The sequence below is a fragment of the Micromonospora sp. NPDC047467 genome, from assembly GCF_040643095.1.
Lineage (GTDB): Bacteria > Actinomycetota > Actinomycetes > Mycobacteriales > Micromonosporaceae > Micromonospora.
Map to the genome: position 1 here is coordinate 425,912 of NZ_JBEYTO010000003.1, position 14,886 is coordinate 440,797.

11 protein-coding genes are annotated in these 14,886 nt (G+C 71.7%); 5 read left to right on the top strand and 6 right to left on the bottom strand.

Annotated features, from left to right (window positions below):
• Positions 1-21: 21 nt before the first annotated feature.
• Positions 22-525, bottom strand: coding sequence for a transcriptional regulator NrdR (gene nrdR, locus ABZ780_RS10675; protein ID WP_357012270.1), 504 nt, complete (start codon positions 523-525; stop codon positions 22-24).
• 584 nt (positions 526-1,109) lie between these two features.
• Between nrdR and lexA the strand changes: the two genes are divergently transcribed.
• Entirely contained in the window at positions 1,110-1,895 is a 786-nt protein-coding gene (gene lexA, locus ABZ780_RS10680; protein WP_357012268.1) for a transcriptional repressor LexA, read from the top strand.
• Positions 1,896-1,969: 74 nt separating this feature from the next.
• On the opposite strand, the gene ABZ780_RS10685 is transcribed toward lexA, so the two are convergent.
• Positions 1,970-3,730, bottom strand: a complete 1,761-nt coding sequence (locus tag ABZ780_RS10685; RefSeq protein ID WP_357012266.1) for a hypothetical protein — start codon at positions 3,728-3,730, stop codon at positions 1,970-1,972.
• A gap of 50 nt (positions 3,731-3,780) precedes the next feature.
• Entirely contained in the window at positions 3,781-5,235 is a 1,455-nt protein-coding gene (gene hflX / locus ABZ780_RS10690; RefSeq protein ID WP_357012264.1) for a GTPase HflX, read from the bottom strand.
• Between the two features lie 184 nt (positions 5,236-5,419).
• On the opposite strand from hflX, the gene ABZ780_RS10695 reads away from it, so the two are divergent.
• A complete protein-coding gene (locus ABZ780_RS10695) occupies positions 5,420-6,886 on the top strand; it encodes an NAD-dependent malic enzyme (RefSeq protein ID WP_357012260.1) in 1,467 nt (488 codons plus the stop codon).
• 211 nt (positions 6,887-7,097) lie between these two features.
• Here the strand turns inward: ABZ780_RS10695 and dapF are convergent, their stop codons facing one another.
• The 3 genes from dapF to ABZ780_RS10710 are packed head-to-tail and all read right to left on the bottom strand — an operon-like array spanning position 7,098 to position 9,675.
• Positions 7,098-7,949 (bottom strand): diaminopimelate epimerase, encoded by an 852-nt coding sequence (dapF, locus tag ABZ780_RS10700; RefSeq protein WP_357485600.1) that lies wholly within the window; start codon positions 7,947-7,949, stop codon positions 7,098-7,100.
• A gap of 8 nt (positions 7,950-7,957) precedes the next feature.
• Complete coding sequence (miaA, locus tag ABZ780_RS10705) at positions 7,958-8,881, bottom strand: tRNA (adenosine(37)-N6)-dimethylallyltransferase MiaA (protein WP_357485601.1); 924 nt, start codon at positions 8,879-8,881, stop codon at positions 7,958-7,960.
• Positions 8,878-9,675: a class III extradiol dioxygenase subunit B-like domain-containing protein gene (locus tag ABZ780_RS10710; protein ID WP_357485603.1), complete on the bottom strand. Its 798-nt coding sequence runs from the start codon at positions 9,673-9,675 to the stop codon at positions 8,878-8,880. Before ABZ780_RS10710 ends, miaA begins: the two co-directional genes overlap by 4 nt.
• Positions 9,676-9,876: 201 nt before the next feature.
• Between ABZ780_RS10710 and ABZ780_RS10715 the strand changes: the two genes are divergently transcribed.
• The 3 genes from ABZ780_RS10715 to ABZ780_RS10725 all read left to right on the top strand — a co-directional run bounded on the left by ABZ780_RS10715 (position 9,877) and on the right by ABZ780_RS10725 (position 14,864).
• Positions 9,877-11,085 carry a DUF349 domain-containing protein gene (locus tag ABZ780_RS10715; protein ID WP_357012252.1) on the top strand — a complete coding sequence of 403 codons (1,209 nt, stop codon included), beginning with the start codon at positions 9,877-9,879 and terminating at the stop codon, positions 11,083-11,085.
• Positions 11,086-11,597: 512 nt separating this feature from the next.
• Positions 11,598-13,202, top strand: coding sequence for a cellulase family glycosylhydrolase (locus ABZ780_RS10720; RefSeq protein ID WP_357485604.1), 1,605 nt, complete (start codon positions 11,598-11,600; stop codon positions 13,200-13,202).
• Positions 13,203-13,493: 291 nt separating this feature from the next.
• Entirely contained in the window at positions 13,494-14,864 is a 1,371-nt protein-coding gene (locus ABZ780_RS10725; RefSeq protein ID WP_357485606.1) for a cellulose binding domain-containing protein, read from the top strand.
• The last annotated feature ends 22 nt before the right edge of the window (positions 14,865-14,886 follow it).

Sequence of the window (14,886 nt, forward strand, 5' to 3'; positions counted from 1 at the left end):
CTACCTGCAAAAACACAAACCTCAGTTGGTACGGCCGGTGGCCCCCGTCGCCCCGGCCTCCGCCGCGCCCGCACGCGCACGGGCGGCGGCACGCAATGTCTCGATTTCCTGCTCGAAGTCGGCCAGCGAGTCGAAGGACCGGTAGACGCTGGCGAACCGCAGGTACGCCACCTCGTCCAGGTCCCGCAACGGGCCCAGGATCGCCAGCCCCACGTCGTGGCTGGGGATCTCGGCCGCGCCCTTGGCCCGCACGGTCTCCTCGACCTTCTGGGCCAGCAGCGCGATCGAGTCCTCGTCGACCGGCCGGCCCTGGCACGCCTTGCGCACCCCGCCGATGATCTTCGTCCGGCTGAACGGCTCGGTCACCCCGCTGCGCTTGACGACCGCGAGGACCGCCTCCTCGACGGTGGTGAACCGCTTGCCGCACTCCGGGCAGGAGCGTCGCCGTCGGATCAACTGGCCGTCGTCGGCCTCCCGCGAGTCGACCACGCGGGAGTCGGCGTATCGGCAGTACGGACACCGCATCGCCAACCTCCTAATCATGATCAACCACGGGCGTACCGGGCACCTCCGGGCACGACTCGACACGACGGTGCCAGCTGAGCTGACGCCCGCCGTGGTCGGCGCTGCGGGAGTGCGGTCGGTAGTCGGACCCAACCTGTGGGCAACTTACGCCCATGTCACTACTACATCTAGGGGTTGACCGTATGTCGCTGACGAACCCGGGTCAAGTTGGCCGGCGTGTCCGGCGCGTCACGGACCATCCGGTCATCCGCGCCCACCACTCCCGCCGGAAGACCCAACGCCGAGGCCGCTGCCGGGTTACCGGTCAACAGTGTGGCGTCGCCCGCAAACGGGTCACCAATCGAACATCAGTGCTATCCGACGTACCATTTATCAGAACATCCGTACGACCGGAGTGGTTTTTCACCCCGACACGCCGGTGAGAGGTCGTACAGATGTTTGAAAATGACCGATCTCACCTATACGGTCAGGAACAGCCGGGCGCGTTGGATCTTCAGCACACCCGGCTCCGCAGCACCGTCAGCGCACCACCGCACGCACCACGAGCCGACGAGGCACCCCAGCGCCGACCAGGGAGGACGGACGTGACCGAGGACCGGGCCAGCCGGCCGAAGAGCCCGCAACAGATCACCGACGCGGGTCCGCCGGCCACCCGACGCCGCAGTGCCGCGCGCAGCCGGACGGGCCAGCCCGCCGTGCGCCCGGTCACCCCGGTGGTCAGCACCTTTCCCGACCCGGCGACGGTCGACCTGACCGCCCGCCAGCGCCGCATCCTGGAATTCATCCGCAACTGGGTGGAGCGCCACGGCTACCCGCCGAGCGTCCGAGAGATCGGCGAGGCGGTCGGCTTGGTGTCGCCGTCCAGCGTCGCCTACCAGCTCAAAGAGCTGGAGAAGAAGGGCTTCCTGCGCCGCGACCCCAACCGGCCGCGCGCCGTGGACGTCCGCGCCCCCAGCGAGGCCATCGACGACGAGCTGTCCCGCGCCCAGCGACCGACTCCGGCCTACGTGCCGATGCTCGGGCGGATCGCCGCCGGTGGGCCGATCCTCGCCGAGCAGGCCGTGGAGGACATCTTCCCTCTCCCCCGCGAGTTGGTGGGCGAGGGCGAGGTCTTCATGCTCCAGGTCAAGGGTGACTCGATGCTCGACGCGGCGATCTGCGACGGCGACTGGGTGGTGGTCCGGCAGCAGCCGACCGCCGACTCCGGCGAGATCGTGGCCGCCATGCTCGACGGCGAGGCGACCGTCAAGACCTACCGGCGACGCGACGGCCATGTCTGGCTGATGCCGCAGAACCCGGCCTTCGACCCGATCCCCGGTGACGACGCCACCATCATGGGCCGGGTCGTGGCGGTGCTGCGCCGGATCTGACCGGCCCGCGGGTGAGTGCCACCACGGCGCTCACCCGCGCGACCGATCGCGCGTTGCTCCCGGCTCTTGAAGCGTCAGTAGCGGTCGCCCCGGTGCGGGCCTCGACCGCCTCCCGGATACGGCCCGTACGGGTCGACAGGCGCGTCTTCGTCACGTCTGCGAGGGGACCGCTGACCCCGGTAGTCCGGGTCCTGCCCGCCGCGCCGGGGAGGCTCCGCCCGACCCCCGCCGGGCTGGCCACCTGCGCGACCGCCTCCAGGCTGACCGCCGGCCCGACCGCCTCCGGGCTGACCGCCGCCCCGACCTCCGCTGGGCTGGCCACCGCCGCCGCCGTAGACACCGCCGCCGGGCCGACCACCGCCACCACCCGGAGGGCGACCGCCCCCGCCTGCCGGTCGGCCACCGCCGCCAGCGCCCGGCGCACGACCGCCACCGTAGACACCGCCGCCACCGGCACCGGCGGCACCGCCCGGCAGGGGAGCACCGTAGCCGCCGCCGGCGTCGGCCGCCGCCGGACGGCCACCGCCGTACACCGCTCCGGCCGCCGGCGCCGGGCCACCACGGCCCGCGCCGGCCCCGTAGACCGCGCCGCCCGCCGGTGCGCCACCGCCGTAGACGCCGCCACGACGGTCGTCGGCTGCGCGACCATCGTCGCCCCGCCCTGGGGCCGGGTCGAGGGGATCGCCGTCCGGATCCGACCGTTCGGACCCCTCGCCCGGCGGCCGGCGGCGGGCCCGCACGATGCCGATGATGCCGGCGCCGACCAGCAGCAGGCCGACCAGGCCGACGGCGCCGACCAGGTAGGTGATCTCGTCGAAGCTCAGCCCGTCGAACCAGGACCGCGAGGCGGCCGGCTTGACGGCGGCATCGGCCGCCAACGGCACAGCCGTCGAGGTGGACGGCGTGTAGCTGAGGATGTCGACCGGGTCGTCCTCGCTGAACTGGCCGCCGTCGGAGACGGTGACGAAGCTCTTGCCGTCCGGGGTGTAGCTGATCGCCTCGCCGAACGGGTCGGCCAGCGGCGTCACCCGGGGCTTTCCGGTCGTGAGCGCGCCGACGATGTCACCGCTGGCTACGTCGTACTCGAAGGCATCCGCATAGGTACGCAGGACGACCCGCGCGCCGTCCGGGGAGCGGGCCGCACCGGTGATCGCGACCCGGCCGAACGTGTTGAGCGGGTTGTCGGTCTCCGTCGCGGGCAGTGCGATGTCGCCGACCTTGCGCATCGGCACCGGGTCGGTGTCACCGGTCTTCAGGGCCGCCGCCGGGGTGTAGATCTCGGCCTTGCCGCTGGTCACCTTGGTGATGATCAACGGCTTGCCGTCGTCGCCGATGAGGAGCGCCTCGGCGTCGTGCGGCTTCCCCTCGGGGTACGAGAGCCGGTGCAACACGGGCTGCTTGGCGCCGGTTACCGGCATCGACCAGAGCGCCACGCGCTTGCGGCGTTCCTTGGCGGTAACGTTGTCACCGGTGTCAGCGATCCAGAGGGTCGCGCCGTTTGGGGAGAGCGCCAGGTCTTCGGTGTCGAAGGGGCCGGCTCCCGAATACTGGACCGGCTCCCTCGCGATCTTGCACTTGCTGTCCAGGAAGAAGACCCGTTTGCGCGCCGCGATCTCGGTGCTGTCGTTGATGACGATGTAGCCGGTCTTGGTCGCCACCAGACCCGACAACTCCCGCAGCCGCTCGTCGGTGACCGTGCACCGCTTCTTGCCGGGGGTGATAGCGGGCGGCTCGGACGGCCCGGGAGCGGGAGCGGCTACGGCCACTCCGGCAAGCGCCACGGTTGCCCCAAGCAGGCCGAGGGCAACCGTGACCGAGGAAACGACGCGGCGCATTCGGCCAGTGTCGCATGCCGCACGTTTCGGGTGGATGACGCCGGGACCAATCAGGACAGCTTGACGGCCGCCTGCCCCTGTCGCTCGACGTCGAACGGCGCCAGCTCTGCGGCGAGCGCCGCACTGACCCGGACATGCAGCAGCGTGCCCTCCGCCAGGTGCGAGGTGCTCAGCACCTCACCGCTGCGGTGCACCCGGGACACCAGGTCACCCCGGTCGTACGGCAGGACCGCCCGGACCTCCACCGCAGGCTGCGGCAGCCGCTCCTCGATGGCCTCGCGCAGACCGTCGATGCCCCGCCCGGAGTGCGCCGAGACGAAGATCGCGTCCGGCCAGAGCCGCTTGAGCCGCAGCAGCGTGTCCTCGTCGGCCGCGTCGGTCTTGTTGACCACCAGCAGCTCGGGGAGCCGGTCCGCGCCCACCTCGGCGAGCACCTCGTGGACCGCCCGGACCTGCTCCTCGGGATCCGGGTGGGTGCCGTCGACGACGTGCACCACCAGATCCGCCTCCGCGACCTCCTCCAGCGTCGAGCGGAACGCCTCGACGATCTGGTGCGGCAGGTGCCGTACGAAGCCGACGGTGTCGGAGAGGGTGTAGAGCCGCCCGTCGGAGGTGGTGGCCTTGCGGGTGGTCGGGTCCAGCGTGGCGAAGAGCGCGTTCTCCACCAGCACGCCCGCACCCGTGAGCCGGTTGAGCAGGCTGGACTTGCCGGCGTTGGTGTAGCCGGCGATGGCCACCGCGGGGATGGCGTTGCGGGAACGGCGGGAGCGCTTGGTCACGCGTACCGTCCGCATGCTCTTGATCTCGCGGCGTAGCCGGGAGATGCGGTGGCGGATGCGTCGCCGGTCGGTCTCCAGCTTGGTCTCACCGGGACCACGCACACCCACACCGCCGCCAGCGCCGCCGCCGCGACCACTACCGCCGGTCTGCCGGGACAGCGTCTCACCCCAACCACGCAGCCGGGGCAGCAGGTATTGGAGCTGGGCCAGCTCGACCTGCGCCTTGCCTTCCTTGCTCTTGGCGTGCTGGGCGAAGATGTCGAGGATCAGCGCCGTCCGGTCGACAACCTTGACCTTGGTGCGCTGCTCCAGGTTGCGCAGCTGTGACGGGGACAACTCACCGTCGCAGATGACCGTGTCGGCGCCGGTGGAGAGCACCACCGCGCCAAGATCTTCGACCTTGCCCCGGCCGATGTAGGTGGCCGGGTCGGGACGCGAGCGGCGCTGGATCAACCCTTCGAGCACCTGCGAGCCCGCCGTCTCGGCGAGCGCGGCCAGCTCGGTCAGGGAATTCTCCGCATCGGTGACCGTGCCCTCGGTCCAGACGCCCACCAGGACGACCCGCTCCAGCCGCAGCTGGCGGTATTCCACCTCGGTGACGTCGGTGAGCTCGGTTGACAGGCCCGGGACGCGTCGGAGGGACTGCCGCTCCGACAGCTCCATCTCGCCGGTGGTGACGTCGTCGAGCTCGTCCTCGACCCCGACGAAGCTCTCCTGGTCTCGCAAGCGGTTCTCCTGTCCGTTTTGATAAGTAGAACGTAATCCTGACATGAGACAACACGCGATGCACCTGCTATATGCCCGTGCCGAGGGTCGCCAAAAGTGGGGGCGAATGCCAGTCGGCCTCGTCAACCCGGTAGAAATGCGGGGCGGCGGCCGAACGGCCGCCCAGCCGTGACGGAGGGACCCCGTGGCCATCACCCGACTGCCGAGCGCCGGATTTTCGATCACCATCCGGATCGCAGTGACCGCAGACGCCTCCTCGATCGGCCGACTCACCACCTCTGTCGGCGAGGCCGGGGCGATCGTCACGGCGCTGGACGTGGTGGACTCGGACCCGACCCACGTGATCGTCGACCTGACCTGCGACACCGCCGACGCCAGCCACGCCGACCAGGTGGTCGAGGCGCTCACCGCGCTGGACGGCGTGGACGTCCGCAAGGTGTCGGACCGGACGTTCCTGCTGCACCTCGGCGGCAAGATCGAAGTTACCTCCAAGGTCGCGCTGCGCAACCGCGATGAGCTGTCCCGGGCGTACACCCCGGGGGTGGCCCGGGTCTGCATGGCGATCGCCGAGAACCCGGCGGACGCGCGCCGGCTGACGATCAAGCGCAACACCGTCGCGGTCGTCAGCGACGGCTCGGCCGTGCTCGGCCTCGGCAACCTGGGCCCCGCCGCGTCGCTGCCGGTGATGGAGGGCAAGGCCGCCCTCTTCAAGCGCTTCGGCGGCGTGGACGCCTGGCCGGTGGTGCTGGACACCCAGGACACCGACGAGATCGTGCAGATCGTCAAGGCGATCGCACCCGCGTACGGCGGGATCAACCTGGAGGACATCGCCGCGCCGCGCTGCTTCGAGATCGAGGCCCGGCTGCGGGAGGCGCTGGACATTCCGGTCTTCCACGACGACCAGCACGGCACCGCGATCTGCGTGCTGGCCGCGCTGACCAACGCCCTGCGGGTGGTGGGCAAGCAGCTCGCGGACGTCCGGGTGGTGGTCTCCGGAGCCGGCGCAGCCGGCACCGCGATCATGAAGCTGCTGCTGCGCCAGGGCGTCGGCGACATCATCGCGTACGACCGCGAGGGCGCCCTGCACCGCGGGCTGACCGGGCTCAACTCGGCCTGGCAGTGGCTGGCGGAGAACACCAACAAGGAGAACTACTCAGGCGACCTGCCCGGCGCGATCCGGGGCGCCGACGTGTTCATCGGGGTCAGCGCGCCGAACCTACTCACCGGCGACGACATCGCCCAGATGGCCAAGGACGCGATCGTCTTCGCGCTGGCCAACCCGGACCCGGAGGTCGACCCTCGGGAGGCGCGCAAGCACGCCGCGGTGGTCGCCACCGGCCGCTCCGACCAGCCGAACCAGATCAACAACGTGCTCGCCTTCCCGGGGGTGTTCCGCGGCATGCTGGACGCGCACGCCGAGGAGTTCACCGAGGAGATGGCGCTCGCCGCCGCCCAGGCCATCGCCGACGTGGTCGGTGAGGAGAAGATCAACCCGACGGTGATCGTGCCGAGCGTCTTCGACTCGCGGGTCGCCCCGGCGGTAGCCGCGGCCGTGCGCGCCGCCGCGAACAACCCCAGCCCGCTCCCGGCCGCCGACCCCGGCCCGGCCGACCTCCCCGAGATCGCCGCCAACGCCAGCGCCACCCCCTGAGCCGACGCGGCGGCCACCTTGAGTGGTCGTCGCGTGCCCTTTGCTCTGCTTCAACCAGCGCAACGGCCGGTGTCCGACTATCGGACACCGGCCGTTGCGTCTGTTGAAGCAGAGCAAAAGGGGCACGGTGCCCCACCGCGCCCAGGCGGATCAGCGCCCGAACGCGGACCGGCCGGCCGCGCGGACCACGACCCGCCAGCGGCGTGCGGGGTCAGGCGGTGGTCGGGAGTGCGTCGAGGTCGACCTCGCCCGTGGCCACCAGCAGAGCCGGGCCGGCGAGCCAGCAGGAGTCGTCGGTGACGGTGACCGTGACCCGGCCCCCCGGGACGTCGACGGCGACCACTCCGGTGCCCCGGCCGGCGTCGCGCAGGGCCACGGCGGCCACCGCGCAGGCACCGGTGCCGCAGGACATCGTCTCGGCGCTGCCGCGCTCGTACACCCGCATGAGGGTGTGCTCGTCCACACCGTCGACCGGCTCGCCGGCCACGATGAACTCCACGTTCACCCCGGACGGGAAGACCGTCGGGTCGAACCCGGGCGCGGTCGTGAGGTCCAGCGCGCCCAACTCCAGGTCGGCCGGCAGGACGCAGACCAGGTGCGGGTTGCCGACATCCACGGCAGTGCCGGGCAGCGCCCGACCGCCGAGGGTGGCGGTGGAGTCGTCGTACAGCCGGGGGCGCCGCATCTCGACGGCGACGGTGTCCCCCTCGATCAGCGCACGCACCACCCCGGCCCGGGTGGCCACCGGCAGCGCCGCGCCCGTCGGAGTCACCAGCCCGTTGTCGACCAGGTAGCGGACGAAGACCCGCGAGCCGTTGCCGCACATCTCGGCGAACGAGCCGTCGGCGTTCCAGTAGTCCATGAACCACTCGGCCTCGCCGGCCTGCCCGGCGCCATCCGGATGCTTGGCCGCGCGGACCACCCGCAGCACCCCGTCCGCGCCGATGCCCCGTCGCCGGTCGCAGAGCGCCGCGACCAACTCCGGGGTCAGGTCGAGCTGACCGTCCGGGTCGGGAAGGAGGACGAAGTCGTTGCCGGTGCCGTGGCCCTTGGTGAACTCCACGCCCTCAATCATCGCGCAGCGGCGGGCACCACACGCAGGGCGGCCTCGATCAGGTCCGGCGCCGAGGAATCCAGCCACTGGATCCGCGGGTCGCGCCGGAACCAGGAGCGCTGACGGCGGACGAAGCGCCGGGTGGCGCGGACCGTCTCGTCGTGCGCCTGCGCCTCGGTCAGCTCACCGGCGAGCAGCCGCAGCACCTGCTGGTAGCCGAGCGCCCGGCTGGCCGTCCGGCCCTCGGCCAGCCCCCGACCCGCCAGCTCGCGGGTCTCGGCCACCAGGCCGTCGGCCCACATCCGGTCCACCCGCACCGCGATCCGCTCGTCCAGCAGGCCGGTGTCGAGGTCGACCCCGAGCTGCACCGACGGGTAGTACGGCGTCGGCACCGGCAGCGACGCCGTGAACGGCGCACCGGTCAACTCGATGACCTCCAGCGCCCGGACGATCCGGCGCCCGTTGCCGGGCAGGATGCTCTCGGCGGCAGCCGGGTCGGCGGCGCGCAGCCGCGCGTACAGGGGCGCCGGGCCGACCTCGGCCAACTCCCGTTCCAGCCGCTCGCGCAGCGCCGCGTCGGTGCCGGGGAACTCGAAACGCTCCAGCACCGCCCGCACGTACAGCCCTGACCCGCCGACCAGCAGCGGCACCCGCCCCCGGGACAGGATGTCGTCCACTGCCACGCGGGCCAGCCGCTGATATTCCGCGACGCTGGCCGGCTCGGTGACCTCCCAGATGTCGAGCAGGTGATGCGGCACACCGTCCCGCTCGGCGGGGGTCAGCTTGGCGGTGCCGATGTCCATGCCCCGGTAGAGCTGCATCGAGTCGGCGTTGACCACCTCCCCGTCCAGGGCATGCGCCAGAGCGATGCTCAGCGCCGACTTGCCCGCCGCCGTCGGGCCGACCACCGCCACGACCGTGCCTGCCACGCCGCCGTTCACGCCCGATCCCAGGAGGCCACGAAGTAGGCCACACCGTAGGGGGCCGAGTCGTGCAGCAGCTCACCGCGCCACCCGCCGCCGGTCGCCCGGGCCGCACCCGCGAGCACCTGCCACGGTGCCCGGCCGGCGGCCTTCAGCTGCGCCGACAACCCCGGGTCGAGGTCGCGCAGACCGTCCAGGTCCGCCCCGGCCAGGGCCGCCGAGACCCGCATGTCGTACGCGAGGGCACGCGGATCGTCGTACCCCGGTGACTTCTCGCCCCGGCAGGCCGACCCGTCGCCGAGCACCAGCAGCGCGACCCGGTCACCGGCGGCGGCGACCTCCTCGGCGAGCGCGGTCAGCTCGGCCGGGCCGGCGTCGGCGGTCACCTGCGCCGCGGTCACCGGCACTGCTGTCCCCGGCGCGGCGGACCCCGGCACCGCCGTCACCGGGGCACGCGCGGGGGACCCCGGCCCGGCGGACGCCGGGGGACGCGCGGCGTGGCGGCCCAGCAGCCAGGCGCCGATGGTCAGGCTCAGCGGCAGCACCGCGCCACGGTCCGGCTGACCGGGGACCAGTGGCACGTCCAGATCGACACCCCAGGGCTGCAGCGACCCGGTGGCCGGGGGCCGGATCAGGCCGGTCGTCGGGCCGGCGCCGATCAGCACCACCGCGTCCGGGACGGCGGCGAACAACCGACCGACGGCGGTGTCACAGGCCGCACGCAGGTCGTCCAACTCGGGCGCCGCCGCTCCGGCCACCTCGGGCACGAGCAGGGGCGGATGCGGGCAGACGGCAGCGGCGACCAATGGCACCCAATCACCGTAGCGGGACTCCCCGGTGGGTCTGCGCGCCGATCCGGTCAATCGGGCCCTAGGACACCGTATGGTCACGGTCGGCGATAGGCGCTCGACGCGGACCGGGGCGGACCTGTGACAATGCCGGAAGTAACTTGGCTGCGCCGTGGCGGCGACGGGGGGTCATTCCCTCGACGCCGGGAGAACGAGGATGGGCACATGAGCGACTGGACTGCCTTCGGACGGGTGGACGCGGACGGCACCGTTTACGTCAAAACCACCGAGGGCGAGCGGGTTGTCGGATCCTGGCAGGCGGGAGCACCGGAGGAGGGCCTGGCGCACTTCGCACGCCGCTTCGCCGACCTGGTCACCGAAGTGGACCTGACCGAAGCACGGCTCAACTCGGGCGCGGCGGACGCCGGGCACTCGTTGAGCACGATCCGGCGGATCCGCGCCACGCTGCCCGAGGCCCACGTGGTCGGCGACATCGACGCCCTGGCCGCGCGGCTGGACAAGCTGGCCACCCTCGCCGAGGAGAAGGCCGCCGAGGCGCGTGCCGCCCGGGATGCCGCCCGCGGTGAGGCCCTGGCCCGCAAGACCGCGCTGGTCGAGGAGGCCGAGAAGCTGGCCGCCGAGTCCACCGGTTGGAAGACGGCCGGGGACCGGCTCAAGGAGATCCTCGACGAGTGGAAGACCATTCGCGGAGTCGACAAGAAGGCCGACGGCGAGCTGTGGAAGCGGTTCGCCGCCGCCCGGGACGGCTTCACCCGGCGTCGGGGCGCCCACTTCGCCACCCTGGACGCGCAGCGCAAGCAGGCGCAGACCGCCAAGGAAGAGCTGGTCGCCGAGGCCGAGAAGCTCAAGGACTCCACTGAGTGGGCCGCCGCGGCCAACCAGCTCAAGGAGCTGATGACGCAGTGGAAGGCCGCGCCGCGCGCCTCGAAGGAGGCCGAGCAGAAGCTCTGGGAACGGTTCCGGGCCGCGCAGGACGCCTTCTTCAGCCGGCGCAGCGAGGTCTTCTCCGCACGGGACAACGAGCAGCGCGGCAACCTGGAGCGTAAGCAGGCCCTGCTGGCCGAGGCCGAGGCGTTGGACATCGACGCTGACCCGAAGGGCGCCCAGGCCAAGCTGCGGGAGATCCAGGCCCAGTGGCACGAGGCCGGCCGGGTGCCCCGCGAGGCCGCCACCGGGCTGGAGCGTCGACTGCGCGCCATCGACGACAAGGTCCGCGAGGTGATGGACTCGGCGTGGCGTCGTACCACCAAGGAGGACAACCCGCTGCTCGCCCAGATGCGGGCCCAGGTGGCCGAGGCCGAGGACCGGCTGGCCCGGGCGCAGAGCGCCGGGGACGCCCGCCGGATCAAGGAGGCCGAGCAGGCTCTCGCCTCCAAGCGCCAGTTCCTCCAGCTCGCCGAGCAGGCCGGCTGACCCAAGGCGTTCCGAGAGCCCTCGACCCTTGACGGGGCCGAGGGCTCTCGCATGTCCGCGCCCCGCGCCCCGCGCCCCGCGCCCCGCGCCCCGCGCCCCGCGCCCCGCGCCCCGCGCCCCGCGCCCCGCGCCCCGCGCCCGCGCCCGCGCCCGCGCCAAGATCAACACACTTTCAGGGAAGTTGCTGCTTCCGACGCGCGGGAAGCAGCAATATCCGCGATGTTGTGTGGATCTTGCCGGGAGGCGAGGGCGGGAGCGGGAGGGGTGGTCCGGTTGACGCATCGAGGTGGGCTGATGAGAATGGGCGACGGAGTCAGGCTGGGCCACCGGCACCAGGGCAAGGACGGCGGGACACCGCTGTCACGGGTCGCCGGTGAGCTTGCGCGAGTGTCCCCGTCCGCGTGACATGGACCGTCGCGCACTGTCCGCGTACCCCAAAGGGAGCGTGACGTGCCGACGGCCGCCCGCCCGCGCCCCCCACGGCCGGCGCGGGCCTCCGAAGTGGAGCTCGCATGTTCCGTCCCACCGCACTCGGCGGCGCGCTGACCGCGCTCGCCACCGCCGCGGCCGGCGTGTTCCTCGCCGCCGCCGTCAGCACCAGCCCAGCCGTCGCCGCTGGCACCGGCAGCGGCTACCTGCACACGAACGGCAACCAGATCGTGGACAGCACCGGCGCCACGGTCCGGTTGACCGGCATCAACTGGTTCGGCATGGAGACCGACAACAAGACCTTCCACGGGCTGTGGTCGAACAACCCGTGGCGGGGGCAGCTCGACACGATGGCCCGGCTGGGCTACAACACGTTGCGGGTGCCGTACTCGAACGACGCGTTGAAGCCGGGGGCGACCGCCAGCGGGGTCAACGACTTCGTCAACCCGGACCTGGTCGGGCTCTCGCCGTTGCAGATCCTGGACAAGGTGATCGACTACGCCGGCAGCAAGGGGATGCGGATCATCCTGGACCGGCACCGGCCGACGGCGGCCGGGCAGTCGCCGCTCTGGTACACGTCGACGGTCTCCGAGGCGACCTGGATCAACGACTGGAAGATGCTCGCCCAGCGGTACGCGGGCAACCCCACGGTGATCGGCGCGGACCTGCACAACGAGCCGCACGCCGAGGGCACCAACCCGGCGGCAACCGGCGCTTGCTGGGGCTGCGGTGACCCGGCGCGGGACTGGCGGCTCGCCGCCGAGCGGGCCGGCAACGCCATCCTCGGTGTCCAGCCCAACTGGTTGATCTTCGTGGAGGGGGTGAGCTGCCCCAGTGGTGGCCTCTCCAACGTATGGGACAACGACCCGAGCAACGACGAGGACTGCGGCTGGTGGGGTGGCAACCTGTCCAAGGCCGGCGAGTTCCCGGTACGGCTGAACGTCGCCAACCGGCTGGTCTACTCGCCGCACGAGTACGCCACCTCGGTCTACCGGCAGGCCTGGTTCGACGCCCCGGACTACCCGGCGAACCTGCCGACGATCTGGGACAAGTACTGGGGTTACCTCTACAAGCAGAACATCGCCCCGATCATGATGGGTGAGTTCGGCAGCACCCTGGCCGACCCAAAGGACCGGGTGTGGTTGGAGAAACTGATGGCGTACACCGGCACCGGGGTGACCGGGATGTCCTTCACCTACTGGTCCTGGAACCCCAACTCCGGTGACACCGGCGGCATCGCGCTGGACGACTGGACGAACATCAACACCACCAAGCAGGCGATCCTCCAGCCGTACCTGATCGCGCCGTCCGGTGGCGGCGGCCCGACGCCGACGCCGACCGCTACGGCCTCGCCCACCGGCGGCCCAAGCAACCCGCCGACCGGTGCCTGCACGGCCACCTACCGGCAGGTCAACGCCTGGCCGGGCGGCTTCCAGGGCGAGTTGACCGTGAAGAACACCGGCTCCGGCGCGGTGAACCCGTGGTCGGCGACCTGGAGTTGGCCGGCCGGGGTGACGCTGGGCAGCGGGTGGAACGCCACCGTCACCCAGGCCGGTACGACGGTCACGGCCGCCGCGCCAAGCCACGCGCCGTCCCTGGCGGCGGGGGCGTCGGTCACCGTGGGCTTCACCGCCAACGGTACGGCCAGCGCCCCGGCGACCGTGAGGCTCAACGGCGTCAGCTGCTGAGCCACCGAGAGGGCCGGCGCCCACGCCGAGGGCGCCGGCCACCTCGGGTCCACTTCGAGCGCCGACCCTCCGCAGGGCGGCGCACCCCGGCCGCACGGAGCATTTACATCCAGTTCCTTCTATGTTTCCATCGGGAAAGCGCTTGCCAATCGATGCGGGCGGCGCGAGCGCGGGAGCCGCTCTCCGCACCGAACCGCACCGGCGGACCCGGGACCTCAGAGCCCTAGCCACCTCGCCGCCCACGGGCATGGGCGTCGCGACGGTGCGTCCGCCTCACCGAAAGGAAGCAGCATGCGTACAGCACAGCGTCGGATGACGCTGATCGCCACCACCGCCGCGGCCACCGCCACCCTGCTCACCGTAGGCCTCCTGACCGCCGTCTCGGCCCAGGCGGCGGCCGGCTGCCAGATCGCCTACTCGGTGGCCAGCCAGTGGCCGGGCGGGTTCACCGGCAACGTCACGGTCACCAACCTCGGCGACCCCGTCTCCGGGTGGACGCTGCGCTGGTCGTACGGGGCCGGCCAGCAGGTCAACCAGGCGTGGGGCGCGACCGTCTCGCAGAGCGGCAGCCAGGTCTCGGCGACCAACGTCGACTACAACGCCAACCTGGCGACCAACGGCAGCACCTCGTTCGGCTTCAACGCGAGCTGGAACAACGCCAGCAACCCGGTGCCGACCAGCTTCACCCTGAACAACGTGGCCTGCACCGGCGGCACCACGCCGACCACACCCACCAACCCGTCGCCCAGCACACCGGCGCCGAGCAACCCGCTGCCCAGCGACCCGGTGCCCAGCATTCCGCCGCAGACCGGGCTGGTCGGCTGGGCCACCCAGAACGGCGGCACCACCGGCGGCGGCGGGGCGCCGACGACCACCGTCACCAACGCCTCGGCGCTGACCAGCGCGCTGAACGCCACCGGTTCCGCGGTGATCCGGGTGTCCGGGACAATCTCCTGCTCGGGCATGCTGCGGGTCCGGTCCAACAAGACCATCCTCGGCAACTCCGGCGCGACCATCGCCGGCTGCGGGCTCAACATCAGCGGCGACCGCAACATCATCATCCGGAACCTGACCTTCCGGAACTGGAACGACGACGCGATCAACGTGCAGGAGTCGGCCACCAACATCTGGATCGACCACAACAGCTTCAGCAGCGGGTACGACGGCGCGGTCGACATCAAGCGCGGGTCGGACTTCGTCACCGTGTCGTGGAACCGGGTCTTCAACCACGACAAGACCATGCTGCTCGGCCACAGCGACGACAACGGCGGCCAGGACATCGGTCACCTGCGGGTGAGCTACCACCACAACTGGTTCGACGGCAGCAACCAGCGCAACCCCCGGGTGCGCTTCGGCAACCCGGTGCACGTGTTCAACAACTACTACCGGGCCAACGGCGGTTACGGGGTGGCCTCCACCGAGAACGCCGGGGTGCTGGTCGAGGGCAACTACTTCGAGAACGTCAGCGACCCGTACCACCTCGGTGAGGGCGACTCCGGCCCGGGCCGCATCGTCGCCCGCAACAACCACTTCGTCAACTCACCCACCGGGCAGGCCGGCGGCAGCGTCGCCAGCATCCCGTACTCCTACCAACTGGACACGGCGAGCAACGTCAAGTCCATCGTGACGGCCGGCGCCGGCGCCGGTCGGATCACGGTCTGATCGGTGCGCCCCCTGTCGTCGC